Source organism: Enterobacter sp. UCD-UG_FMILLET, assembly GCF_000762975.1.
GTDB lineage: Bacteria > Pseudomonadota > Gammaproteobacteria > Enterobacterales > Enterobacteriaceae > Enterobacter > Enterobacter dykesii.
Window position 1 is genome coordinate 37,072 of the sequence record NZ_JRJC01000026.1, and the last position, 25,219, is coordinate 62,290.

The window sequence follows — 25,219 nt, forward strand, 5'->3', positions numbered from 1 at the left end:
TCTGTATTGCTCACAAATGTAAATTCCCTCTCCCAGCGGGAGAAGGTTAGGGTGAGGGGATGCATGCACGCCCCTCACCCCTGCCCTCTCCCAGAGGGAGAGGGAGAACACCCTACTTATTATTCAACAGATACGTTTTCGAAGTGGTGTTTGCCCAGTGGATCAACCACGTAGCCCTTCACTTCTTTACGCACTGGCTCGTACACGGTGGAGTGAGCAACAATCAGCGCCGGAGCCTGATCGTGCATAACAACCTGAGCCTGCTTGTACAGTTCAATACGTTTGTTGTGATCGTCGGTCGCACGCGCCGGCTGGATCAGGTCTTCAAACGGCTTGTAGCACCAGCGAGAGTAGTTAGAACCGTCTTTTGCCGCCGCGCAGCTGAACAGGGTAGCGAAGAAGTTGTCCGGATCCCCGTTATCACCGGTCCAGCCCATCATGACTGCCTGGTGCTCACCCGCTTTGGCGCGCTTCAGGTACTCGCCCCACTCGTAGGTCACAATCTTGGCCTGAACGCCAACCTTAGCCCAGTCAGCCTGAACCATTTCCGCCATACGGCGTGCGTTCGGGTTGTACGGACGCTGTACCGGCATCGCCCACAGCTCAACGGTAAAGCCTTTATCCTGGCCCGCTTCTTTCAGCAGCGCTTTCGCTTTCTCAGGATCGTAGGTGTAGTCTTTAACGTCGTCGTTATAGCCCCACATGGTTGGTGGGATCAGGTTTTTGGCAGCAACGCCAGCGCCCTGGTAAACCGCCTTGATAATCGCTTCTTTGTTCACCGCGTAGGTCAGCGCCTGACGCACCTTCACGTCATCAAACGGTTTCTTCTCGGTGTTGAAGGAGAGATAGCCCACGTTCAGGCCAGCCTGCTCCAGCAGGTTGATGTTCTTGTCCTGCTTCATGCGGGCGATATCAGCCGGGTTCGGGTACGGCATCACCTGGCATTCGTTTTTCTGCAGTTTTGCATAACGTACGGATGCATCAGGTGTGATGGAGAAGACCAGACGGTCAATCTTCGGCTTGGTGCCCCAGTAGCCTTCGAACGCTTTATACAGAATGCGGGAGTCTTTCTGGTACTGCAGCAGCTGGAATGGACCGGTACCGATTGGGTTCAGGTCGACTTTTTCCGGCGTACCGGCTTTCAGCATGTTGTCCGCGTACTCTTTGGACAGAATTGAAGCGAAGTCCATGGCCAGGTCAGCCAGGAATGGCGCTTCCGGACGCGTCAGCACGAACTGAACCGTTTTATCGTCCACTTTTTTCACTTCAGCGATCAGGTCTGGCAGACCCATCCCTTCGAAGTATTCATAGCTGCCGCCAGACACTTTGTGGTAAGGGTTCTGAGCGTTTTTCTGACGGTCGAAGGAGAACACAACGTCGTCGGCGTTAAAGTCGCGCGTTGGTTTGAATTCTTTGCTGTCCTGCCACTTCACGCCCTGGCGCAGGTGGAAGGTATAGGTTTTACCGTCTTCGCTGACGTCCCACTTCTCGGCCAGACCCGGAATCACTTCCGTGGTACCGGTTTTGAATTCAACCAGACGGTTATAGATCGGTACAGAGCTTGCGTCGTAAGTCGTACCAGAGGTAAAGAGCTGTGGGTTAAAGCCTTCCGGCGAGCCTTCAGAACAGTAAACCAGGGTTTTTGCCTGTACGCTTGCTGCCACGGTCATAGCCACCAGGCTCAGACCAAGCTTCAGCATCCCTGACTTCTTCAAGGAAATACTCATTATTCTGCTCCAATGTGATGTTTTGCTTTGTTGTGTTACGCCGCCAGACCTTTATTTATTTTTTACCCGGTCCGGTCGGAGATGCCCGAAGGCTTTAAAGGGATGGAGAATCCTTTCAGAAGAGCGTTTGAGTTGCAGCGCAGATCGTCCCTGAAATGCCCCTCATGCCCTACAATCTGTCAACAGAATGTGAAAACGTCAATACAGGTGACGGGGATTTACGCTGAGTGTGAGAAACCGCAAACAAAGATTAAAAAAACTATGTATGCCAGTTTTCAGCAGGGAAATTTATGCTACTCGCTATCTTGCAGCACAAGTCTCTTCATATTTCGCAACAATCAGTGATTAACTTTTATTCAGAATGGGTAAATTTTCTTGCGGAATGGTGATTATCTGAGCACTAAATACCGCGAACGTTAAAACGCACAGCGAAAAATGCTGAGGTTATCCATAAGCAACGCGAAAAAAGATCAATCTATATATAAAAAAATACAATGGATTATGTCACAAAATCGTTAACAGGCAGGGAGAAGCAGGCCTAAGGGGCGTTTTGGATACTCTGACGGGATAAGATCATAATGCAAAAAGGGCTAACCTTGCGGTTAGCCCTTTTCAGAATGTGGTCGGCGAGAGAGGATTCGAACCTCCGACCCACTGGTCCCAAACCAGTTGCGCTACCAAGCTGCGCTACTCGCCGAATGCGGAGCGCATCTTACTGCTGAGGTGCGCCCCCGTCAATCCCTTATTTTCAAAAAGCCATTCAACTGGCGATATTCTCGCCAGAGCAGCTACTGCGCGGCTTTTACGCTGTTATCAGGGAGTTTACACCAGTTGTTGTTTTCGTTAATCCCACCGTTCGGTGAGGTATAGCCGAGACAGCCCATAATAGTGTCGTACAGCTCAACGTGACGACGCGGCACCTTCATCTCCGCCTCTTTTTTCAGCTGAGCAAACATCTTCGCCTTCTCCGGATTTTCCAGATACTTATCCGACATCCACATGATCATCGGCACGCGGAACTGCTCCGGCGGTGCCAGCTTGCGCGGCGTACCGTGCAGGTGCTCTTTCTCGTTGATGGATTCACCGTGGTCTGCCGCGTAAATCACAATCGCTTTTTTATCGCGCAGCTGATCGATCACCCGACTCAGGAAGGTATCCACGTACAGCACCGAGTTATCGTAGGCGTTGATCAGCTCCTGCTTGCTGCAGTCTTTATTAATGCCCACGCACTCAGGCTGCCACTTCGCGAAATCCCGCGTGTAGCGCTGGTAATAGCTGTAATGCGACCCTTTGGTATGCAGAATAACCAGATGCTTACCCTGCGGATGGTTCTTGAGGGACTGCGACATCTCTTCCAGCAGCAGCATGTCGTCGACGTTTTTGCCGCGGTTACGCGGCTCGGCACCAATCTGCTCACGGTACGCGATGTTATCTGCCAGAGTATTGGTGTAGAACCACATCTCACTTTGCATGGCGAACAGGTCTGAGCTAAATCCAAGCTGCTTCAGCACGGCAAACACGTTCTGCTCTTTCAGCGTGCGTTGCGGGTTATCGCTTGCACCGCCTTCACGCACAAACATACAGCGCAGCGAAAGCTTCGTTGCGGTATCGCAGGAATAGCCACGGTAAGCCACCAGGTTTTTCTCCTGCGCCAGCTTTGGCGTGGTATCCCGGTTATAGCCGAGAATACCCATATGATCCCATCGCGTCGTTTCGCCGATGACAAAGACGACGTACGTATCATCAATCCCGTCGGCTGGCGGCTGGTAGGTGAATTGTTTCGTTGGATTGATCAGCGATTTTACATCACTGGATTCGTCCGCCTGCGCCCAGGCATACAGACCTAACGCTGACAGCCAGTTAGACGGCAAATACGAGTTTGCCACCACGCCGCCATAGCTTGGCATATCCACGCCCGTCGCTTTTTCGACGCGTTTTTGCTGCGTTTCCATCAGGCGAATAGGCGCCCATACCAGCAGACCGGCCAGCAGGACGACGACGATATTGCGGATCCGCTGTCCACGGGTGCGCAGCTGGCGTAACAGCGTATAGCGGCAGGTATTGCTCCAGATAAAGAACAGCGGGATCAGACAGGCTAAAACCGTCCAGACGATAAAGCCTTTCCCTACCACCTCTTTCGAGAGGTCGATATCCGTGGTCATCACCGAGGCAACGATACCGTAACCAATGACCACGTTCATAAAGGTCATGTAATAGCTTGCGGCGGCGGAAATAATCACCACCAGCGAGGCCAAAATTTGCCAGGTACGTCGGCCAAAAAGGGACAGCAGGCGTAAGAGGAAGAAGGTAGCGAGGACGGAGCCGAACACTTCAATGGCGGCAAAAATACCATTACTCACGGTAAGGTTTTCAAAATAACCTTCCACTCTTCTGAACAGTACCGCGCCATTCAGAAATAATCCGATATAGACAGCCAGCATCAGACACAATCTTTGCTGGGTAAGAGACCTAATGTATTTCATGCAAACAACCCTGGGGGAAGGGGTATAAAGACCCGTCGAATCTCAAAGAGAAAGCGGACAGAGTAAGTAAATGCGTAAGGAAGCGTTATGAGAAACGTCTACAAGCGCGGTAAGTAGACCACAGCGGGAGAGAAAAGTGGCAGCAGAGAGTGTGATCGGTGTAAATTTTTACAAAATATCGAAACGGGAAGCGTCTCGCATAAAGAAAAAAGAGGCCACAGAGGCCTCTCTCATACAGCTTACGCGTGCGCTTCTTTGAATACTTCGCGCTGCGGCTGGCGAATCGTGGTCGAGAGCGCCAGCGAGATAATCAGCAAGGCAAATATTACGCAGAAGGTCACGTAGAACCCGCCGAACAGGGAGGCAATCAGCGAGCCGCAGATACTGCCGATCCCGAAGCCAAGATAGATAACTCCGTAGTTTTTCGCCAGATTGTTCAGGCCAAAGAACTCGCTCACCAGTGACGGGAAGACGGTAATGGTGCCGCCGAAGTTAAAGGCCACGCAGGCAATCGCCGCAAAGAAGGTGGCTTCATTCAGCGGAGCGAACAGCAGCGCCGCCATACCGACCAGCGAAACCACCTGCCCAATCGTAATCACACGGATGCGGGCAATTTTGTCAGACAGAATACCGAGCACCAGACGACCGGAGAGGTTGGCTATGGAGATGACCGTCACCGCATTCGCCGCCGTGGCGGCATCCAGCTTCACCATCCCCTGCGCGATATCCTTCGCCACGCCGATGACATAAAGACCGCTCATGCAGGCCGTCAGGAACATCACCGCCAGCATCCAGTACTGCGGCTTACGCATGGACTGCGCGAGGGTGAAGTCGTTCTCCACCACGCCGTTAACGGATTTGACCTCCTGCTGCGGCGCATCGGTCATCAGCGTGGCGCCGAACAGAATCATCACCAGCACGATTGCGCCCCAGATCATAAAGGTGTTTTCGAGGCCAACGGACGCCAGCAGATGGGAGTCGATAAATTTGAACCCGAGGCTGCCCAGGCCATAAGAGCCGATGGCGAACGCGGAGATTAAGCCTTTACGCTCCGGGAACCACTTCACGCAGTTCGACAGCGTCAGCAGATAACCTGCGCCATCGGCCAGACCCACCAGCACGCCGGCGCTCAGCCACAGCATCATCAGGTTGCTGGAGTGCGCCGTCAGGAAAAAGCCCAACCCCAGCAGAATGCCGGACGCCATGGTCACACGCTTCACGCCAAAACGCTCCTGCAGCTTGCCCGCGACCGAAGACGAAATCGCCAGACCCAGGCTCAGCAAACCAAAGGAGAACGCGACCTGGCTGACCGGCGCGCCGAGTTTGTCGGAAAGCGCGCTGTTAAACAGGCTCCAGGTATAGACCGACCCCAGCGCAAACTGGGTGACGATGGTGCCAAAGAGCGTGAGCCAGCGCGTGCGGTTATAAGATGATGTGTTCATGGCAGTTGTCCTGCAAGAGAAATTAAGGAAGTTCGCTGAGGACAACGATAAACAAAACCTTAAAACGCCTGGGGTAAAACGGCATGAAATGCAGGCGGAACGGAATGAAATGCCTGGAATCGGGAATGAATGGCCTGGCCCAGGAATAAAGCGACAGGGTGTTAGTATCTGCTATCGCTGTATAGCCCGTGGTTGTTGTATTCGAGATGTTATCGTAACGTTTAAAAAAGTAACAACTCTAGAAATTTGCGCTAACGCCGAGGGTGTATAAAAACTCCTCACCGGTGGTGGAGTGCTCCCCTTGAGCCAGCGACGCATAGGCCGCCACGTGCGTATTAAAGGGAATATCCGTTCCCACGGTGACGTCCATCCAGCTACCGTTTTGGGCAGGGGCTGGCGTTTGCGGCATGCCAAACTGCGATTTCCACTGGTTTTCACCAAACTGCTGGTTATAGCTAATCTGCGCCCAGGGACGGAGATCCCCGTACTGGGTATTCACGCGCCACCCCAGCGTGCTGACGCTGGCATGCCAGAGCGGGTCGGTGATTGCCTGCGTCGACGCGCTATCACCAAACTCGTTGATCATCATGGGAGCCGTGCCGTCGTAGCGCCACGCCACTACCGGACCGGTGGTGATACGGGCTGAAACCGGAAAATTCCAGCCCACGCTCATCGCCCCCTCCGTCGCGCTGCCAGACGGTATATTCAGGGCAAGACCCGGCGCATTTTGTGAAGACTGAATACGCTCAGCCAGAATATCCTCATAACGCGGTTGGTGATCCGCGTCCCATGTATAGCGTTCCGCCGTATTATTTTGGGCGTCTGAAACGATATATTCCTGTTGCCAGGCATACGCTGTATTACAAAAAAACAGGCAGGCTGAAATCCCCACCAGGCCAGAAGCAGCATGGCGACCACTGATTTTTTTTATCATCATCAACGCGACCCCAGAGAGAGCCGAATTCGGCGATATTTGTCGTTATTCAGGAAGAGCTTATAGCCCTTGTATTAACTATTGTCTTTATAGTAAACACGTCAAGCCAGTCAGAACGAAATATTTGCGAAATCAGTATCAATAAGGGAGATGACGGATGGAACGTTGCGGTTGGGTGAGCCAGGATCAGCTTTATATCGACTATCACGATCGGGAATGGGGCGTGCCGGAAACGGATGGCAAAAAACTCTTTGAGATGATCTGCCTGGAGGGCCAGCAGGCGGGGTTGTCATGGATTACGGTACTGAAGAAACGCGAAAACTACCGCAACGCCTTCCATCAGTTCGATCCTGCCGCCGTCGCCGCGATGACCGATGAAGATGTGGAACGCCTGGTGCAGGACGCCGGTATCATCCGTCATCGCGGTAAAATTCAGGCCATCATCGGTAACGCACGCGCTTATCTGGCAATGGAACAAAACGGCGAATCGTTCTCAGATTTTGTCTGGACGTTTGTGAACAACGATCCGCAGGTCACCCGGGCCGCCACGCTCGCGGAAATCCCGGCCTCTACCCCGGCCTCGGATGCGCTCTCGAAGGCCCTGAAAAAACGCGGCTTTAAGTTTGTCGGCTCCACCATCTGCTACGCCTTTATGCAGGCCTGTGGCCTGGTCAACGACCACGTTACCGGCTGCTTCTGTCATCCGGGAGGCCATCATGATCCGCAAATGGCAAAGTGAGAATACCGCGCCGCTTTTGAGCCTGTGGCTTGAAAGCACCACGGAAGCGCATCCGTTTATCGAGCCGGGTTACTGGAAAGAGAACGAGGCCATGGTGCGGGACGTTTATCTGCCGTCGGCGGAAACCTGGGTCTGGGAACAGGATGGCGAGCCATACGGATTTATCAGCGTGATGCAGTCTCAGTTTGTCGGCGCGCTGTTTGTCGCACCATCATGCATCGGGAAAGGCATCGGGCGCGCGCTGCTGAACCATGTTCAACAGCGCTTCCCGCATTTAACCCTGGAGGTATATCAGAAAAATGTGCGGGCGGTGAATTTCTACCATGCTCAGGGCTTTCGCATTGAAGACAGCGCCTGGCAGGATGACACTCAGCACCCGACGTGGATCATGAGCTGGCAGGCGGATCAAACGCCGTTAAGGTAAGCTCGGGTCCCTGATATTTTTCTACCCAGGCCAGCGCCGTGTTCCCTGCGCAGCCATTCCCCAGCTTCGAGCTGGGGAGATCTTTGGTCAGCACGTTAACCGCCCCGTTTTTACAGATCCCTCCCTCGGCGGGCTCAAGGTCGGGCCATGCGCCCTGATGAATGCAGATCACGCCCGGTTTAATTCCGTCGCTCACTACCGCCCCTGCCAGCACCTGCCCGCGCGAGTTCCAGACGCGCACCACGTCGCCGTCCGCAATCCCGCGCGCTTTCGCATCGAGGGTATTCAGCGTGATCGGCTCTCGCCCGGCGACCGCATACTGCTCGCGCAGGGACGTATAGTTAAGCTGGCTATGCAGACGGTGCGAGGGATGCGCAGACAACACCTGCAGCTGATCCGGCCGGGCGTTGCCGTGCCATTCGTCCGGCTCGAGCCACATCGGGTGTGGCGGGCAGTCGGCATAGCCAAAGCTGGCGATGCGCTCGCTGTGGATCACGATCTTTCCGCTCTCGGTTTTCAGCGGGTGGTTCTCCGGGTCGCGGCGGAAATCGGCGAAACGGACAAACTTCGCGTTCTGTTCGCTCTCCGGCATCTCGACGATCTGGTTCGCCTCCCAAAACTCAGCAAATGGCGGAAGCGTCACGCCCTGCGCCGCGCCGCGCTGGCCGGCAATCTGGTAGAAGCTCTCCAGCCATTGCAGATCGCTTTTCCCTTCGGTAAAACGCTCGCGGCCGCCCGCTTCCCAGAGCTCGCTCAGTTCAGCAAACACGTCAAAATCATCACGCGCTTCGTCTCGCGGGGCGACAACGCGCTTCATCGGGACCATATGCTGGTTACTGTAGTCGCCGGTCATGGTGAGATCGTTACGCTCAAACGAGGTGGTCGCCGGGAGCACGATATCTGCATGCTTAGCCGAACCGGTCCAGAAGCACTCGGAAATCACCACCAGCTCCGGCTTTTGCCAGGCGCGGATCAGGCGGTTGGTATCCTGATGGTGCGTGAAGTTCGATCCGCCCGCCCACCAGACAAATTTAATGTCCGGGAAGTGGCGGTCCAGGCCGTTGTGCTGATAAAACCCGCCGGGGTTTTCCAGAGCTTCAACGATCCGCGCCACCGGAATTTTATCTACCGCATCCACGCCGCCCTGCACCGAGCCTTGCAAAGACGCCAGCACCGCCGCTTTACGCGTCGGGTTACCGCCGTTCGCGAAGTGATAGGAGAGACCAAAACCGCCGCCCGGCGTGCCGATCTGCCCAAGCATCGCGGCAAGGGTCACCAGCATCCAGTGTTTTTGCTCACCAAACTGCTGGCGCTGCATTCCCCAGCCGGACATCAACATCGTGGTATTTTTATGAAACAACGCCGCCAGTTCGCGGAGTTTGTCCGCAGGAACGCCACAAATACTTGCCGCCCACTCTGCCGTTTTTGCTACCCCATCGGATTGGCCCGTCAGGTAGTCGGCGAATTTATCGAAGCCGGTTGTACAGCGCGTCAGGAATTCAACATCGTGCCAGCCGTTTTCTACCAGCGTATGGGCAATCCCCAGCATCATCGCCACGTCGGTGCCCATATGCGGGGCAATCCACTCGGCGCTGTCGCCGAAGAAATCCATGGTTTCAGAGCGCATAGGGTCAATGCAGATGATGCGCTTGCCGCTTTTGCGCAGCGCGTCGAAATACCCGATGCCCTGCTCGTCGCTGGCGTTCCAGGCAATTTTCAGCGTGTTGAGGGGGTTAGCGCTCCAGAGCACCACCACGTCGGTATGTGCCAGCACCAGCGGCCAGCTGGTCTGCTGCTGGTACACTTCGTTCCCTCCCACGACGTACGGCATGATCGCCTGCGCCGCGCCGGTGGAGTAATCCCCGAGATGGCCGGTATAGCCTCCCGCCAGGCTCATGTAGCGCTGCAGCAGCGTTGAGGCCTTGTGCAGCACGCCGTTAGAACGCCAGCCGTAGGAGCCGGCAAAAATGGACGACGGACCGTAAGTGTCGCGGATGCGCTTATGCTGGGCGTGGATCAGCGCCAGCGCGTCATCCCAGCTCACGCGAACAAACTCATCCTGACCGCGAACCCCCTGCGGCTTGTCCGGCGAGGCCAAAAAACCTTTACGCACCATCGGCCAGCGCACGCGCGTTTTGCTGTGCACCTGATCGCGAACGGCGGTCTGTAACGAGTTGGGATGTTGGGTTGGCAGTGCCCCGCGGGACGACAGAACATTTTCGCCATCGGTTTCGACCAGCATCGGCCCCCAGTGGGCGGCGGTCAGAATGGTTTTCGTTGAGGTGCTCAAGCGTGCGCTCCTGGTTGCGTGCAGGTTTACGGCCTTCTTGTTGAGGCAGTTTATGGTTTGTCACAAATTTCAGAGTTATACCCGGAATTTTCTCCGTATCTGGACGTCATAATCAACTGCCACGCTCGCCGTGGCAAAGAATAAAAAGGATTAAGGAAAGAAGATGAAAAAACGCGTACTCGTTATTGCCGCTCTGGTGAGCGGTGCACTGGCTGTTTCTGGCTGCACAACTAACCCTTACACCGGTGAGCGTGAAGCGGGTAAATCCGGCATTGGCGCGGGTATCGGCTCGCTGGTCGGCGCAGGCGTGGGGGCGCTCTCCTCCTCCAAGAAAGACCGCGGTAAAGGCGCGCTGATTGGCGCCGCGGCGGGTGCGGCACTGGGCGGCGGCGTTGGCTATTACATGGACGTGCAGGAAGCGAAGCTGCGCGACAAAATGAAGGGAACCGGCGTGAGCGTGACGCGCAGCGGCGATAACATCATCCTGAATATGCCGAACAACGTGACCTTCGACAGCAGCAGCGCAACGCTGAAACCCGCAGGTGCGAACACCCTTACCGGCGTGGCGATGGTGCTGAAAGAGTACAACAAGACCGCCGTGAACGTGATGGGCTACACCGACAGCACCGGCAGCCAGGATCTGAACATGCGTCTGTCCCAGCAGCGCGCCGACGCCGTGGCCAGCTCGCTGATTACCCAGGGTGTTGAAGCGAACCGTATCCACACCAGCGGCATGGGCCCTGCCAACCCTATCGCCAGCAACAGCACGGCGGAAGGCAAAGCGCAGAACCGCCGCGTAGAGATTACGTTAAGCCCAATTCAGTAGGTAAAAGCAAAACGGCAACGCTCGTTGCCGTTTTTAGTGTTTGCGCCCTCTCCCGTGGGAGAGGGTTGGGGTGAGGGCATCAGACCGCAACCTCCGGTAAGCGCAGCGCCACCCGGCAAATTACTTGATTCGTCCGATTTTCCCGTTAAGGTATTCTCACTAAATTCAGGGAAATCAGCGATGAGCAAACCAGCCCGGGCCACCATCAGCGACGTGGCGAAAGCCGCCAAAACCGGTAAAACCAGCATTTCACGCTACCTCAACGGCGAGAAACACCTGCTGTCCGACGCATTGCTGGCGCGTATTGAACAGGCCATTGCCGATCTCGACTACCGTCCCAGCCTCATGGCGCGGGGGCTCAAACGTGGCCGCACCCGCCTTATCGGGCTAATCATCGCCGATATCACCAACCCCTATTCCGTTAACGTGCTCAGCGGTATTGAAGCCGCCTGTCGCGAGAAAGGTTTCACGCCCCTGGTCTGTAATACCAACAACGAAGTCGACCAGGAGCTGCATTACCTCGATCTGCTGCGCAGCTATCAGGTCGAAGGGATCGTGGTGAACGCGGTGGGCATGCGGGAAGAGGGTTTAAACCGCCTGCAGCAGTCCTCTCTGCCTATGGTCCTCATCGACCGTAAAATCCCGGAATTTGCCTGCGATGTGGTCGGGCTGGATAACACCCAGGCCGCCACGACCGCCACGGAACATCTGATAGAACAGGGCTTCGAGGCCATTCTGTTTCTGAGTGAACCGCTAGGGATGGTCAACACCCGTCGCGAGCGTCTTAGCGCATTTCGCGCCACGCTGGAGCGATATCCCGGCGTGATCGCCGAAAATGCCGAAACGCCGCTTCACGAAGCCGACCAGCTCGACAACACCCTGCGCCAGTTCCACACGCGCCATCGCGGTATGCGCAAAGCCGTTATCTCCGCCAACGGGGCGCTGACGCTTCAGGTCGCCCGCTCGCTCAAGCGCATTGGCCTGCACTGGGGCAGCGATATCGGTCTGCTGGGGTTTGATGAACTGGAGTGGGCGGAGCTGGCTGGCGTCGGCATTACGACCCTCAAACAGCCCACCTGGCAGATTGGCTATGCTGCTGTTGAACAAGTGGTTCGTCGCATTGAAGGCACCAGCGATGCCGTTCGCGAGCAGGTCTTCTCCGGAGAGCTGATCGTTCGCGGCTCCACGGCGCGTTAATTTTCCCTTGTGATACCGATCATAAATTCGACATCCTGACCTTTTCTTTGGAACCGGTTCCATCTAGCGTAATAGTATTGATATGTTGCGATGGAGTCCGAAGATGGGCAGGAAAATTATGGTGGTCACCGCCGCGTACGGTGCGGAACAGGTGCGACAGGCAGGCGGCCAGCGGGCAATGCTTCCCGTTATTGCAGGCGCGGGGGCAGACGGCGTGGAGATCCGCCGGGAACTGTTCAGCAGCGAAGAGCTGCTGACGCTGCCTGCGCTGGGCGAATCCATTGAGCTGCTGGGCCTGCTGGCGTGCTACTCCGCCCCCGCCGCCCTGTTTATGCCCGACGGCACCCTCAACCCGGACCTGACCCGCTATCTCTCTGAGGCCAGCACCCTGAACGCCCTGTGGCTGAAGGTTTCCCTGGGCCATTTCCGCGATGTGCAGCCTCTCGACACCCTGCGTAGCCTGCTGAACGCAAGCGGCATGGCGCTGGTCGTGGAGAACGATCAGACCGACTGCGGACAGCTCGCGCCCATGCAGCGCTTCCAGGCCGCCTGTCGGGAAATGGCTTTACCCATCACGCTGACCTTCGACATGGGCAACTGGCTGTGGGTCGGTGACTCCCCCGAAGAGGCCGCCCGTCACCTTGCCCCTGCGGTGAGCTATATCCACGTGAAAGCCGCCGTGCCGCATAAAGATAACTTCCGCGCCGTGGCGCCGGACCACACTGATGCGCGCTGGCTGGATCTGCTCGGCCAGCTGCCTGCCGATGCCCCGCGCGGTATCGAGTTCCCGCTGGAAGGGACGGATTTAACCGCCGTTACCCGCCATTACGTCAACCTGCTGCGCGAGGGGTAAACCATGCACAAGACGCTGGATGTCATCACGATCGGCGAGGCCATGGCGATGTTCGTCGCCACCGAAACGGGCGAGCTGAGCGCGGTAGAGCACTTTATCAAACGCGTCGCAGGCGCAGAGCTAAACGTCGCGACCGGCCTGGCGCGCCTTGGCCTGAACGTCGGCTGGGTCAGCCGCGTGGGGGACGACAGCTTTGGCCATTTCGTTCTCGATTCGCTGAAAAAAGAGGGGGTTGATTCCGCAGGCGTCACCCTCGACGGACGCTTCCCTACCGGCTTTCAGCTTAAATCCAAGGTCGAAAATGGAACCGATCCCATCGTGGAGTATTTCCGTAAAGGATCGGCCGCAAGCCACCTCTCCGTGGCGGATTACCACGCCGACTATTTCGCCTCCGCGCGCCATCTGCACCTGAGCGGCGTGGCGGCAGCGCTGTCCGCCAGCTCGTATGAACTGCTGGATCACGCGGCAGCCACGCTGAAAGCCCAGGGAAAAACGATCTCTTTCGATCCGAACCTGCGCCCGGTGCTGTGGAAAAGCGAAGCGGAAATGGCCGAGAAACTCAACCGTCTGGCGTTCAGAGCAGACTTGGTTCTGCCGGGCCTGAAAGAAGGGATGATTCTGACCGGCGAAAGCACGCCGGAAGGCATTGCCGATTTCTATCTGAATAAAGGGGTAAAAGCGGTGGTGCTGAAGACCGGCGCCGATGGTGCATGGTTTAAGACGGCCGACGGCCAACAGGGCGCGGTCGCGGCGGTTAAGGTTGAGAACGTGGTCGACACCGTCGGCGCGGGCGACGGTTTTGCCGTGGGCGTGATTAGCGCTCTGCTGGAAGGCAAAACGCTGTCGCAGGCCGTGGCGCGGGGCAACAAAATTGGCTCGCTGGCCATTCAGGTGCAGGGCGACAGCGAAGGATTACCTACGCGAGCAGAGCTCGGCGTTTAACTTCCCTCTCCCTGTGAGAGAGGGCCAGGGTGAGGGCAGCAAGCCACACCAAATAATTAAGCCACCGTGTACCCTACAGACAACGGCGGTAACAACCTCAACAACAGAGGCAAGCCTATGAACAGTTCGACCAATGCAGTAAAACGCTGGTGGTACATCATGCCAATCGTGTTTATCACGTACAGCCTGGCGTACCTTGACCGTGCCAACTTCAGCTTCGCGTCCGCGGCGGGGATCACAGAGGACCTTGGCATCACCAAAGGTATCTCCTCCCTGCTGGGCGCCCTTTTCTTCCTTGGCTATTTCTTCTTCCAGATCCCCGGCGCGATTTATGCGGAACGCCGCAGCGTGCGTAAGCTGATCTTCGTCTGTCTGATCCTGTGGGGCGCCTGCGCGTCACTGACCGGCGTGGTGAACAATATTCCTGCCCTGGCCGCCATTCGCTTTATCCTCGGCGTCGTTGAGGCGGCGGTCATGCCGGCGATGCTGATCTACATCAGCAACTGGTTTACCAAATCTGAACGCTCGCGCGCGAATACCTTCCTGATCCTCGGTAACCCGGTCACGGTGCTGTGGATGTCGGTGGTGTCTGGCTACCTGATCCAGTCCTTCGGCTGGCGCGAGATGTTTATCATCGAAGGGGTGCCGGCAGTGATCTGGGCATTCTGCTGGTGGGTGCTGGTGAAAGATAAACCTGCACAGGCGAAATGGCTTTCCGAAGACGAAAAAGCGGCGCTGCAGGCACAGCTGGATAAAGAACAGCAAGGTCTGAAGGCGGTACGCAACTACGGTGAAGCCTTCCGCTCGCGCAACGTGATCCTGCTCTGCGCGCAGTACTTTACCTGGAGCATTGGCGTGTACGGCTTTGTGCTGTGGCTGCCGTCGATTATCCGCAGCGGCGGCGAAAACCTCGGCATGGTCGAAGTAGGCTGGCTCTCTTCCGTACCATATCTGGCGGCAACCATCGCCATGATCGTCGTCTCCTGGGCATCGGACAAGCTGCAGAACCGAAAATTGTTTGTCTGGCCGCTGCTGCTGATCGCTGCTTTTGCCTTTATCGGCTCGTGGGCCGTGGGTGCAAATCACTTCTGGGCCTCTTATACCCTGCTGGTGGTCGCCGGTGCCGCCATGTATGCCCCGTATGGTCCGTTCTTTGCCATCATCCCGGAAATGCTGCCGCGTAACGTTGCGGGTGGCGCGATGGCCCTGATTAACAGTATGGGTGCGCTGGGGTCGTTCTGCGGCTCCTGGTTCGTCGGCTACCTGAACGGTGCCACCGGCAGTCCGTCCGCATCGTACATCTTTATGGGGGTGGCGCTTTTCGCCTCCGTGTGGCTTACTCTGATTGTTAAGCCTGCTCATAATCAACAACACCCCATCGGCGCACGCCACGCCTGAACCCTTAAAAATCAACGGAGATTAGCATGAAGCCGTCCGTCATTTTGTACAAAGCACTGCCGGAAGATCTGCAGAAACGTCTTGAAGAACACTTCACCGTCACGCAGGTGAAGAACCTGAGCCCGGAAACCGTGGCGCAGCACGCCGAAGCGTTCGCCAGCGCCGAAGGCCTGCTGGGTTCAAGCGAGAAAGTGGATGTCGCCCTGCTGGAGAAAATGCCGAAGCTTCGTGCTACCTCTACCGTTTCCGTGGGTTACGACAACTTCGATGTGGATGCCCTCAATGCCCGCAAGATCCTGCTGATGCATACGCCGCATGCCCTGACGGAAACCGTGGCCGACACGCTGATGGCGCTGATGCTCACCACGGCCCGTCGCGTGGTGGAAGTGGCTGAGCGCGTCAAAGCGGGCGAATGGACAAAAAGCATTGGACCGGACTGGTTCGGCGTGGACGTTCACGGCAAGACGCTGGGCATTGTCGGTATGGGTCGTATCGGGCTGGCGCTCGCGCAGCGCGCGCATTTTGGTTTTAACATGCCGATTCTGTATAACGCGCGTCGCCATCACGGTGAAGCCGAAGAACGCTTCAACGCCCGTTACTGCGAGCTGGATACTCTGCTGCAGGAAGCCGATTTTGTCTGCGTGGTTCTGCCGCTGACGGACGAAACGCGTCATCTGATTGGCAAATCCGCATTTGAAAAAATGAAGAAATCCGCCATTTTCATCAACGCGGGTCGTGGCCCGGTGGTGGATGAGAAGGCGCTGATTGAGGCCCTGCAAAACGGTGAGATCCATGCAGCAGGTCTGGACGTGTTTGAGCAGGAGCCGCTGCCGGTGGATTCGCCGCTGCTTTCGCTGCCTAACGTGGTTGCGCTGCCGCACATCGGCTCAGCCACCCATGAGACGCGCTACAACATGGCGGCCACTGCGGTCGATAATCTCATCGCCGCTCTTAGCGGAAAGGTGGAGATAAACTGCGTGAACCCGCAGGTGCAACGATAGAAACGAAAAAACCCGCCAGAAGGCGGGTTTTTGAATTTTGTGCTACTGGGTTGGAAGCTTACAGGCTTACAACGTTACCAGCTGCTGGGCCTTTAGCGCCGCTTTCGATGGTGAAGGAAACTTTCTGACCTTCGTCCAGAGATTTGTAGCCATCGTTCTGGATAGCAGAGAAGTGTACGAACACATCTTTAGAGCCATCGTCAGGAGTGATGAAGCCGAAACCTTTATCAGCGTTGAACCATTTTACCAGACCAGTCATTTTAGCAGACATAGAAATTACCTTATTAACAAATATATTGTGCCTTCCGGCTTGATGGATTGCGTTACAGATTTTTAAGCGATGAAGGAAGGGTCACTACGAAGGGTATCTATGGATAACAATCTGGACTGCTTTACTAAACTGCTTTAGGTCTGTGTAACAAACCGACGGGGATAGTTATACCGATGTGGTAGATGAATGACAAGCGTTATTTTCGATATGCATAAAAAAACCCCGCCAGAAGCGGGGTTTTTTCGGTTTATTCTGTGGCCGTGACTGCGGCACTCCAGGCCTGGCTAAAGGCCTGATGCTGGGAGGCTAGCGGCCCAATCAGCGTATTGTACTGGCTTGCCTGCTGCGAGGTCGGGAACTGAATGCCGTTGGCAACAAAGCTCACCTGAGTTTCCTGCTGGGCGATAAAGTCACCCACCTGAACCAGCTGCTGCGTGAAGATTTGCGCGGCCGGAATCAGCGGTTGCAGCGCTTCAGACGGTTTCGTCACCACTTTCTCATACACTTTGTCGAAGACAGGTTTGAGATCGTCGCCCTGCTTCAGCGCAGAACGTGACGCGTCAGCCTGCATTTTCGCATTCTGCAACTGCTGGCTCAGTACACCAAGCGCACCGTTGGACTGGCGAAGCGGTTCGCGCTGCGTCATATAATCCTGCGGAACGCGAATGGCGTTCACGCTATCCACTACCGGGCGGATACCGGAATCCATCGCCTGGCTCACCTGCTGTGAATAACCATAAAGAATGGCGTAATCGGACACGAAGGGGCCAAACTGTTTTTTCTGATCCGCAGTCAGCGTCGGCAACCGCTCGCCGCTGCGCATCACTGTATTCTGCAGAAAATCGATAAACGCTTTGCGCTGATCGCCTTCTTTATCAAAACACCCACTCAGGCTAACAACCATCAACAACGCCGCAATAGGCGCAAACCAGCGAGAGCAGGACTTTCCTGTCGCCATTTTATTACTCCTTTCACCCAAAAAAGCGCACACCGGCACACGCGTGCCCGACGCTGACAAGGATAGTCCAGGTCAGCCTTGCAAGATACTCTTTTCATGCAAAACGGCTATTGCCGATTTATTTCTTACCATTTACAAAAAAATACCTGCCGAAGCCGACATATGACTAATCAGGTAATTAGCATAACTATCCATATCGCTGAATCGCGTAAAGCGATCGTTATCGCACAATTAATCACACCCGTGACGATCCTGGGTTCGTATTAGGGACTATTCTTAACTGGCTCTCTGATGTTCTTGATCACGATGTGAGATTTAAGAGGAGTCCTCAATGGAATATAAAGATCCTGAGTTTGAGCTGCTGAGCAGCCTGGAACAGATCATTTTTAAAGACGTACCGCAGGCGATTACCCTGCAACAAAAATCCAATCCCTTTACAGAATACGAGCAATTGCGCAAAGGGACAGGACTGAAAACAGAAGAATTCGCCAGAGCGATGGGTGTCAGCGTGGCTATGGTGCAGGAGTGGGAGTCAAAACGTGAGAAACCCACCCCAACCGAGTTAAGGCTGATGCGCCTGATTCAGGCCAACCCTGCACTCAGCAAACAGATAGCGTAGTGAAGATTGAATGCCCCCGCCTCTGCGGGGGCTTGTGTTTTAAAGGCTCTCGCAACGCCAGCCCGCCTCTTCCCATACCCACTCATGCGTTAACGTTAAACCTCTTAAAAAAGCCTCGTCGTGTGATACCACCAGCAGCGCGCCGGGGAAACCGGCCAGTGCCGCTTCAATGGCCTGGACTGAGGCCAAATCCAGATGGTTGGTAGGTTCATCCAGCAGCAAAAGCTGCGTAGCCTCCGCGCGCCACAGCACGCAGGCCAGCGCGGCCTTAAGACGCTCGCCGCCGCTGAGCTCCGCCAGCGGGAGCGTAACTTTGTCGGCACCCAGTTGAAGCTGCGCCAGACGGGTTCGCAATACCCCTTCTTCCAGAGGCGTATGACTCAGGTTGAGATGCGTCATGACCGACTGCGAAAGATCGAGCCGGGAAAGATGTTGGTCAAGATAAGCGCAGCTGACTGAAACCCTACAGGTACCCGAACGGGGAGCAATCTCGCCAAGGATGGTTTTTAACAGCGTCGATTTTCCGCAGCCGTTCGGTCCCTTTAACGCCACGCGCATCGGTCCGTCCATCCGCCAGTTGAGCGGAGGAACAGGCACATGCGGCAGCACCAGATCCTCCAGCACCAGTACCTGCTTCCCGTCCGGGATCTGACTCCCCGGCAGGGTGAACATTACCGGGTTATCTTCTTCAACGCGTTCACGCGCCTTGCTTACCGCGGCGTTCAGGGCTTCATTTTGCTCGCTGTGCTGTTTTTTCCAGGAGCCGATCCGCTCCTTTGCCGCGCCTTTATATTTGACCCGCTCGAACGACGCGATATTCAGGGTATCGACGGTCCGCAATGTCTTTGCCGAACGCCGCTGGCTGTCATCATGCTCTTTTTGCATGCGTGCCCGAGTGCGTTTGCGCTCGGTTGCAGCATGTTCCAGCGCCGCGCGGGCCGCCTGCTGTTCGGCATCGCGCTGGGTTTGATAATCAGCATAATTCCCGCCGTAGCTGCGCAGACCCGAGGCGCTCAGCTCAAGGATACGCGGCACCAGCTCCAGCAGCTCGCGGTCATGGGAAGCCACCAGCACGCCGCCCTGAAAACGGCTAAGCTGGTCGTAGAACCACGCCCGGCCCTGTCGGTCCAGATGGTTAGTGGGTTCGTCCAGCAGCATGAAATCCGCCTCAGCCGTAAACGCCCCGCACAGCAGGGCGCGAACGCGCTCGCCGCCGCTGAGTTCAGCGGCAGGTTTATCCGGGTCGAACGGCGGGAGATTCGCATTGATAAACGCCTCGCTCAGGCGCTCGGCGACATCCCAGCGGCCGTCGAGCGTGTCCAGATCGTCAGGCTGGTAATCGCCGCTGTCGATGCGCTTACGCGCCGTAAAAATCGCGTCATACCCAAGCAGTTCAGCAAGCGTCGTCTGCGGCGAAATGACGTGCTGCTGCGCCACCCAGGCATGCGAGCCAAAGCGTTCAATATGACCGGAAGCCGGTTCGTCCAGCCCCGCCAGCAGACGCAGCAGACGCGTTTTCCCGCTGCCGTTGCGGCCAACCAGCGCGCACAGGGAGGGTTCCAGCGTGAGATTCAGCGGACCAAAAAGTGTATCGCCCGTCGGAAACTGACAGGTGACCTGATGCAAAATAAAAGAAGGGGACTGCGCAAAATGAGCCATAAGCACTCCTGAATGAAATCAAAACATCCCCTGCCGACGCGATGGCGTTTAGCAAGGCTCGAAATTCATCAGTCGTGTTTGTTCATTTTTGGGGGGTGCTCCAGCGCGAGAAAGTTACCGGGATAAGGATAGCGGGAATGTGTTGAAGGTTTCAAGGTTAAATTTTGGTCGATGCAAAACATGTGGGTTAAGCATCGACCAGGATTGTATACCGATTACGAGTAAAAGAAATAAACACTCATTTAACCTGTTTGACGTTCATTCCATGCATCCGCAAACTGAACATTCCCATCACAATATTTCCATGTGATTTTCTCATAACGTAATTGTATGCCTTCATTATGATTATGAATTTTCATTGAAGGTTCTTTGCAGTTATGCATCACGGGATTGATACTCACAACTCGTACATTTTCAAGAAATATATTGAAATATTCAACCTACTGGCCTGCATCGTTTATTTTGTACCATTTGAACTCAGCGCTCTTAAGCGTCTGACCAGTTGCAACAGCTTTATAAAAATATGGGCTGGATGAATCAAACTCTTTTTCAAATGTGAGAGGTGAATGTAAACGAGTCCCAGTGATCTTCCCAGTATTGTTATCTGTAGGAACAAGTAAACCATGACCAAATGATAAAATCTCTATACTGCCCTCACGATCTTGAACATCAACGGATCCTTTTATATCATTGCCGCCATCATCCTTAAGCCAAAGATAAGCTGGTATTGCCATTTTCATTCCTCCCTGAGATGTGAGAGTACAGTACATATAAAAAACAAAACTCATTTAATACATTTTGTGTCATTAATAAAGATGATGAAACAGCCTAATTCATTCGTTAAAAAAATTGCATATAACGTAATGAAATTTGATCTTAAACATTACATGTAAAAAATTACAGCCCTATTTTTTAATCTCTATTAAAAGCAAGGGCTATTACAATGGCTTGTATTCCTCTTTACCCTCCACAGGGATTAAATGCATTGAAAGAACATATCAGGTTAGCTCGGGCACGCGGAGAAGTTCAGGGAATGGCAACCCCCTTAACCTATTTATGGTTTTATCAACGCGTACGAAACAGAGGTCCGTGGGATTACAAACAAAAAAGTAGGCTGTGGGCTGACTTTGGTAATTTTCACTATGGTGCAGTTGGTTATGCCGCTTGCATACCTGAAAAAATATTACATATTGCAGGCGGTGTAGCTCAAGAAATAGCCGGTACATCCGATACCAAGCGCTGGGGACATTTTTATTCTAATCATCTCCCTTATGGCGATGACCCGATAGATCAATTCTGGATACAGCAAGGCATAGACTATGTTAAACAGCATCACCTTTAAGGCGCTACACTGGATCGTCACTATCATTATGGGTGTTATGATTGGCTGTCATTTTTATTTTGAATACGAGCAACGCATAACGGTACGAGATAAGCTCTACAATGCTCGTCAACTCACACCGCGTACATGGTTATATATCACTGAATACGCGGGAGCCAATATGACTACAGGAAACGTATACCGCTATTTCTTAGCGGGTAAATTAAACGGCAATCCCCTATTCATGCTGGAAAAACAAGGCATAGCCCCTACGCTGACAGCCAATACCCCCAGCGCAAAAGTCGATGGCATAGGCAATAATGTCTCATTCACGGTTTATGGAACGGTATACGACTTTTCGACCACCGCTTTTTTCTATGATACCGACGGGATAGCGGTTGCCCCTTCGATCGATCTCACGGCGCGGGGAGAAGGGTGGGATAAAGGAAAATTTAGTCGATAAAAAAACCCGCCGAAGCGGGTTTTTCTCACCTGTAGGCCCGGGCAAGCGAAGCGCCGCCGGGCAACGGGCACCTTACTGCAGCAGCGAAATATCCGCCACGCGCAGGAACAGCTCGCGCAGTTTATCGAGCATAGAGAGACGGTTAATACGCAGCTCTTTATCTTCTACGTTCACCATCACTTTCTCGAAGAAGGCGTCGATCACGTCACGCAGCTCGGCCAGCTCCACCAGCGCTTCCTGGTAGCGACCTTCTGCGAAGTACGGCTCGAGCTTGTCGCGCAGCACCACAACCTGCATCGCCAGAGCGATCTCTTCCGGCTCTTTCAGGGTCGCGGCGTTCACACGCTCGTTCAGCGTCTCGTCGGATTTCGCCAGAATGTTGGATACACGCTTGTTGGCCGCGGCCAGGGCAGATGCCGCTTCCAGCGTACGGAAGTGGGAAACCGCCTTCATACGCGCATCGAAATCAGCCGGACGGGTTGGACGACGCGCCAGCACCGCCTGAATGGTGTCAACGGTGTAACCTTCGTCCTGATACCACGCGCGGAAACGACCGAGCATGAAGTCGATCACGTCATCTACAACGTTCACGTTAGTCAGCTTGTCGCCGTACAGACGCACCGCTTCTTCGGTCAGGGTCTGCAGATCGAGGTTCAGGTTCTTCTCAACGATGATACGCAGCACGCCGAGCGCAGCACGACGCAGCGCAAACGGATCTTTGTCGCCTTTCGGATGCTGGCCGATACCGAAGATACCCGCCAGGGTGTCCATCTTATCGGCGATCGCCACGGCGCAGGCAACCGGGTTAGACGGCAGTTCGTCACCCGCAAAGCGCGGCTGATACTGCTCGTTCAGGGCGATGGCTACATCTTCCGCTTCGCCATCGTGACGCGCGTAGTGCATGCCCATTACGCCCTGGGTGTCGGTAAATTCGAACACCATGTTGGTCATCAGGTCGCATTTAGACAGCAGGCCCGCGCGAGTCGCGTGGTTGACGTCCGCACCGATTTCACGGGCAATCCAGCCGGACAGCTCCGCAATACGGTCGGTCTTGTCGCGCAGCGTCCCCAGCTGCTGCTGGAACAGCACGGTCTGCAGGCGCGGCAGGTTATCTTCCAGGCGCTTTTTACGGTCGGTATTGAAGAAGAACTCTGCATCCGCCAGACGCGGACGAACGACTTTCTCGTTACCGGAGATAATCTGGATCGGATCTTTCGATTCGATGTTTGCCACGAAGATGAAGTTTGGCAGCAGCTTGCCGTCGTTGGCGTAAACCGGGAAGTACTTCTGGTCACCCTTCATGGTGTACACCAGCGCTTCAGCCGGAACGGCGAGGAATTTCTCTTCGAACTTCGCCGTCAGCACAACCGGCCATTCAACCAGAGAGGTCACTTCTTCCAGCAGGCTGTCGCTCAGGTCTGCGTTACCGCCAATCTGGCGCGCCGCTTCTTCAGCGTCCGCTTTAATTTTGGCTTTACGCTGCTCGTAGTCGGCAATAACCTTACCGCGCTCCAGCAGGATCTGCGGGTACTGGTCAGCATTGTCGATGGTGAACTCAGGCTCACCCATGAAGCGGTGGCCGCGGATCACGCGATCGGACGCCACGCCCAGAATGGTCGCCGGGATAACGGTATCGCCCAGCAGCAGGGTCACGGTGTGAACCGGACGCACGAAGTGCACGTCGGACGCGCCCCAGCGCATCAGCTTCGGAATCGGCAGCTTCGCCAGAGACGTGGCAATCATGTCCGGCAGCAGCGCTTCCGCGCTTTCGCCTTTCACGTGCGCACGATACAGCAGCCATTCGCCTTTATCCGTGGTCAGACGCTCGGCCTGATCGACGGTGATGCCGCAACCGCGCGCCCAGCCTTCAGCCGCTTTGCTCGGCTTGCCTTCCGCGTCAAACGCCTGGGCAATCGCCGGGCCACGTTTTTCGACTTCGCGATCCGGCTGAGACGCCGCCAGGTTAGCCACTTTCAGCGCCAGACGGCGCGGTGCAGCAAACCACTCAATTTTACCGTGTGCCAGGCCAGCGTTATCCAGCTCGGCAGTCACGTTCGCAGCGAAAGATTCAGCCAGGCTGCGCAGGGCTTTTGGTGGCAGCTCTTCGGTGCCGATTTCCACCAGGAAAGTTTTCTCAGACATGGCCGCCTCTTATTTGTTTCGGTTGCACATCGGGAAGCCAAGGGCTTCACGGGACGCATAGTAAGCTTCTGCAACGGCTTTGGTCAGGGTACGAATACGCAGAATGTAGCGCTGACGTTCAGTCACGGAGATGGCTTTGCGGGCGTCCAGCAGGTTGAAGCTGTGGGCGGCCTTCAGAATACGCTCGTAGGCAGGCAGCGGCAGCGGAGTCTCCAGCGCCAGCAGCTGCTGCGCTTCTTTCTCATACTGCTCGAAGCAGGTGAACAGGAAGTCCACGTCCGCGTATTCGAAGTTATAGGTGGATTGCTCCACTTCGTTCTGATGGAACACGTCGCCGTAGGTGGTTTTACCCAGCGGGCCGTCGCTCCAGACCAGGTCGTAAACGCTGTCTACGCCCTGAATGTACATCGCCAGACGTTCCAGACCGTAGGTGATTTCACCGGTGATTGGCTTACATTCCAGACCGCCAACCTGCTGGAAGTAAGTGAACTGGGTCACTTCCATGCCGTTCAGCCACACTTCCCAACCCAGACCCCAGGCACCCAGCGTTGGGTTTTCCCAGTTATCTTCCACGAAGCGAATGTCGTGGATGGTTGGATCCATACCCAGCTCTTTCAGCGACCCGAGGTACAGTTCCTGAATGTTGTCGGGTGATGGCTTAATCACCACCTGGAACTGATAGTAATGCTGCAGACGGTTCGGGTTCTCACCGTAACGACCATCGGTCGGACGACGGGAAGGCTGCACATACGCGGTCGCCATTGGCTCTGGCCCCAACGCGCGCAGGCTGGTCATCGGGTGTGAAGTGCCGGCGCCGACTTCCATGTCCAAAGGTTGAACAATGGTACAGCCCTGACGAGCCCAGTAATCCTGTAAGGTCAGGATCAGGCCCTGGAAGGTCTTGGTATCAAACTTTTGCATAGTATTTCGTGCTGGATACGTGTGGTTTTAAATGGAAGGGACCAGTATACCCGCTGGCTGCAAGATATACAGTACGAAACGGGGTTGTTTAGGGAAAATTGGGGAAATAAGCCTTCCGGCCAGAACGCTGACGGCGTCTGGCTGTTGATTATACGAGCAGGCTAGCGCATGGAGAGGTGTAAAAACTGACCGTCCGCATCAAACGAGCAGACAAAGCCCTCTTTGCGCGACGTATGCCCCCGCAGCTCATAGCTTCCCTGAAAACGCTCAAACCCGGTGACATCAATTTTCTGTACGTCAGAGTTATAGCGGCGAGCGGCCCGATCTTTACAGAGCGCTTCCATATTCAGTGAACGTTCCGGGCTCATTTTACCCTGCTGCGCTTTCTGCACAGGTGCTTCTTGCGGTGCGCTGCATCCCGCCAGGATCGCCAGCAGAAAGAGTGACGCCACACGCTTCATCATCATTTTTATTACCGCCCTGGTCAGTGGCTGTTATTTTTAGTATCAAAGCTTTTATAGATTACGGTCCGGCATTCTGCGAATCTCGCGGCCTCCCTACAAGCCTGCGGAATAAAACTCAGAATTTTCCAAGCGAAGACTTTTGGAC

General features: G+C 55.2%; 22 protein-coding genes, 1 tRNA gene and 1 pseudogene. 11 read left to right on the plus strand and 13 right to left on the minus strand.

All coding sequences use genetic code 11. The features are described 5' to 3' along the window. Positions 1 to 119 precede the first annotated feature (119 nt). The 5 genes from dppA to LA04_RS12060 all read right to left on the minus strand — a co-directional run bounded on the left by dppA (position 120) and on the right by LA04_RS12060 (position 6,589). On the minus strand, positions 120 to 1,727 hold the full coding sequence (gene dppA / locus LA04_RS12040) for a dipeptide ABC transporter periplasmic-binding protein DppA (RefSeq protein WP_029742038.1): 1,608 nt from the start codon (positions 1,725 to 1,727) through the stop codon (positions 120 to 122). 620 nt (positions 1,728 to 2,347) lie between these two features. Next, positions 2,348 to 2,424: transfer RNA gene (locus tag LA04_RS12045), tRNA-Pro, on the minus strand. 91 nt (positions 2,425 to 2,515) lie between these two features. Next, positions 2,516 to 4,210 (minus strand): kdo(2)-lipid A phosphoethanolamine 7''-transferase, encoded by a 1,695-nt coding sequence (gene eptB / locus LA04_RS12050; protein WP_047651726.1) that lies wholly within the window; start codon positions 4,208 to 4,210, stop codon positions 2,516 to 2,518. A gap of 239 nt (positions 4,211 to 4,449) precedes the next feature. Next, entirely contained in the window at positions 4,450 to 5,652 is a 1,203-nt protein-coding gene (locus LA04_RS12055) for an L-lactate MFS transporter (RefSeq protein ID WP_047651728.1), read from the minus strand. A 238-nt stretch (positions 5,653 to 5,890) separates the two neighbouring features. Beyond that, entirely contained in the window at positions 5,891 to 6,589 is a 699-nt protein-coding gene (locus LA04_RS12060) for an autotransporter domain-containing protein (RefSeq protein ID WP_047651730.1), read from the minus strand. A 154-nt stretch (positions 6,590 to 6,743) separates the two neighbouring features. On the opposite strand from LA04_RS12060, the gene tag reads away from it, so the two are divergent. After that, entirely contained in the window at positions 6,744 to 7,325 is a 582-nt protein-coding gene (tag, locus tag LA04_RS12065; RefSeq protein WP_047651732.1) for a DNA-3-methyladenine glycosylase I, read from the plus strand. Further along, positions 7,303 to 7,749, plus strand: coding sequence for an N-acetyltransferase (locus LA04_RS12070; protein ID WP_032661790.1), 447 nt, complete (start codon positions 7,303 to 7,305; stop codon positions 7,747 to 7,749). Before tag ends, LA04_RS12070 begins: the two co-directional genes overlap by 23 nt. Here the strand turns inward: LA04_RS12070 and LA04_RS12075 are convergent. Further along, positions 7,712 to 9,991 (minus strand): molybdopterin guanine dinucleotide-containing S/N-oxide reductase, encoded by a 2,280-nt coding sequence (locus tag LA04_RS12075; RefSeq protein ID WP_052119546.1) that lies wholly within the window; start codon positions 9,989 to 9,991, stop codon positions 7,712 to 7,714. The genes LA04_RS12070 and LA04_RS12075 overlap by 38 nt on opposite strands. A gap of 211 nt (positions 9,992 to 10,202) precedes the next feature. On the opposite strand from LA04_RS12075, the gene LA04_RS12080 reads away from it, so the two are divergent. From LA04_RS12080 to ghrB, 6 genes are all read left to right on the plus strand, one after another. Continuing rightward, positions 10,203 to 10,865, plus strand: a complete 663-nt coding sequence (locus LA04_RS12080; protein WP_047651735.1) for an OmpA family lipoprotein — start codon at positions 10,203 to 10,205, stop codon at positions 10,863 to 10,865. A 180-nt stretch (positions 10,866 to 11,045) separates the two neighbouring features. After that, positions 11,046 to 12,062, plus strand: coding sequence for a LacI family DNA-binding transcriptional regulator (locus LA04_RS12085; protein WP_039261180.1), 1,017 nt, complete (start codon positions 11,046 to 11,048; stop codon positions 12,060 to 12,062). A gap of 103 nt (positions 12,063 to 12,165) precedes the next feature. Continuing rightward, a complete protein-coding gene (locus tag LA04_RS12090) occupies positions 12,166 to 12,915 on the plus strand; it encodes a sugar phosphate isomerase/epimerase family protein (RefSeq protein WP_047651737.1) in 750 nt (249 codons plus the stop codon). 3 nt (positions 12,916 to 12,918) lie between these two features. Then, positions 12,919 to 13,857 carry a sugar kinase gene (locus LA04_RS12095; RefSeq protein ID WP_047651738.1) on the plus strand — a complete coding sequence of 313 codons (939 nt, stop codon included), beginning with the start codon at positions 12,919 to 12,921 and terminating at the stop codon, positions 13,855 to 13,857. A 117-nt stretch (positions 13,858 to 13,974) separates the two neighbouring features. Further along, positions 13,975 to 15,255, plus strand: a complete 1,281-nt coding sequence (locus LA04_RS12100; protein ID WP_047651739.1) for an MFS transporter — start codon at positions 13,975 to 13,977, stop codon at positions 15,253 to 15,255. 26 nt (positions 15,256 to 15,281) lie between these two features. Next, positions 15,282 to 16,256, plus strand: coding sequence for a glyoxylate/hydroxypyruvate reductase GhrB (gene ghrB, locus LA04_RS12105; protein WP_047651741.1), 975 nt, complete (start codon positions 15,282 to 15,284; stop codon positions 16,254 to 16,256). A 58-nt stretch (positions 16,257 to 16,314) separates the two neighbouring features. Here ghrB and cspE read toward each other — a convergent pair whose 3' ends face one another. Next, entirely contained in the window at positions 16,315 to 16,527 is a 213-nt protein-coding gene (cspE, locus tag LA04_RS12110; RefSeq protein ID WP_003860775.1) for a transcription antiterminator/RNA stability regulator CspE, read from the minus strand. Between the two features lie 247 nt (positions 16,528 to 16,774). Beyond that, positions 16,775 to 17,485, minus strand: a complete 711-nt coding sequence (locus tag LA04_RS12115; protein WP_047651743.1) for a DUF3053 domain-containing protein — start codon at positions 17,483 to 17,485, stop codon at positions 16,775 to 16,777. A 331-nt stretch (positions 17,486 to 17,816) separates the two neighbouring features. Here LA04_RS12115 and LA04_RS12125 point away from each other — a divergent pair, with 331 nt between their 5' ends. Next, the gene (locus tag LA04_RS12125) at positions 17,817 to 18,104 is read left to right on the plus strand and encodes an HTH-type transcriptional regulator (RefSeq protein ID WP_029740975.1); all 288 of its coding nucleotides are present in this window, start codon (positions 17,817 to 17,819) and stop codon (positions 18,102 to 18,104) included. A 39-nt stretch (positions 18,105 to 18,143) separates the two neighbouring features. Here the strand turns inward: LA04_RS12125 and LA04_RS12130 are convergent, their stop codons facing one another. After that, entirely contained in the window at positions 18,144 to 19,763 is a 1,620-nt protein-coding gene (locus tag LA04_RS12130; RefSeq protein WP_047651746.1) for an ABC-F family ATP-binding cassette domain-containing protein, read from the minus strand. A 242-nt stretch (positions 19,764 to 20,005) separates the two neighbouring features. Further along, positions 20,006 to 20,497: pseudogene (locus LA04_RS12135) on the minus strand (Hcp family type VI secretion system effector). A 299-nt stretch (positions 20,498 to 20,796) separates the two neighbouring features. On the opposite strand from LA04_RS12135, the gene LA04_RS23585 reads away from it, so the two are divergent. Together LA04_RS23585 and LA04_RS12140 are read left to right on the plus strand one after the other, a co-directional pair. Next, positions 20,797 to 21,105 carry a polymorphic toxin type 44 domain-containing protein gene (locus LA04_RS23585; RefSeq protein ID WP_235211332.1) on the plus strand — a complete coding sequence of 103 codons (309 nt, stop codon included), beginning with the start codon at positions 20,797 to 20,799 and terminating at the stop codon, positions 21,103 to 21,105. Then, positions 21,083 to 21,547, plus strand: coding sequence for a hypothetical protein (locus LA04_RS12140; RefSeq protein WP_047651748.1), 465 nt, complete (start codon positions 21,083 to 21,085; stop codon positions 21,545 to 21,547). The genes LA04_RS23585 and LA04_RS12140 overlap by 23 nt, the downstream gene beginning before the upstream one ends. 72 nt (positions 21,548 to 21,619) lie before the next feature. On the opposite strand, the gene glyS is transcribed toward LA04_RS12140, so the two are convergent. From glyS to LA04_RS12155, 3 genes are all read right to left on the minus strand, one after another. Beyond that, positions 21,620 to 23,689, minus strand: a complete 2,070-nt coding sequence (gene glyS / locus LA04_RS12145) for a glycine--tRNA ligase subunit beta (protein ID WP_047651749.1) — start codon at positions 23,687 to 23,689, stop codon at positions 21,620 to 21,622. A 9-nt stretch (positions 23,690 to 23,698) separates the two neighbouring features. Then, complete coding sequence (gene glyQ, locus LA04_RS12150; RefSeq protein WP_003860141.1) at positions 23,699 to 24,610, minus strand: glycine--tRNA ligase subunit alpha; 912 nt, start codon at positions 24,608 to 24,610, stop codon at positions 23,699 to 23,701. A gap of 161 nt (positions 24,611 to 24,771) precedes the next feature. Further along, positions 24,772 to 25,077 (minus strand): YsaB family lipoprotein, encoded by a 306-nt coding sequence (locus LA04_RS12155; RefSeq protein WP_047651750.1) that lies wholly within the window; start codon positions 25,075 to 25,077, stop codon positions 24,772 to 24,774. Positions 25,078 to 25,219: the final 142 nt, after the last annotated feature.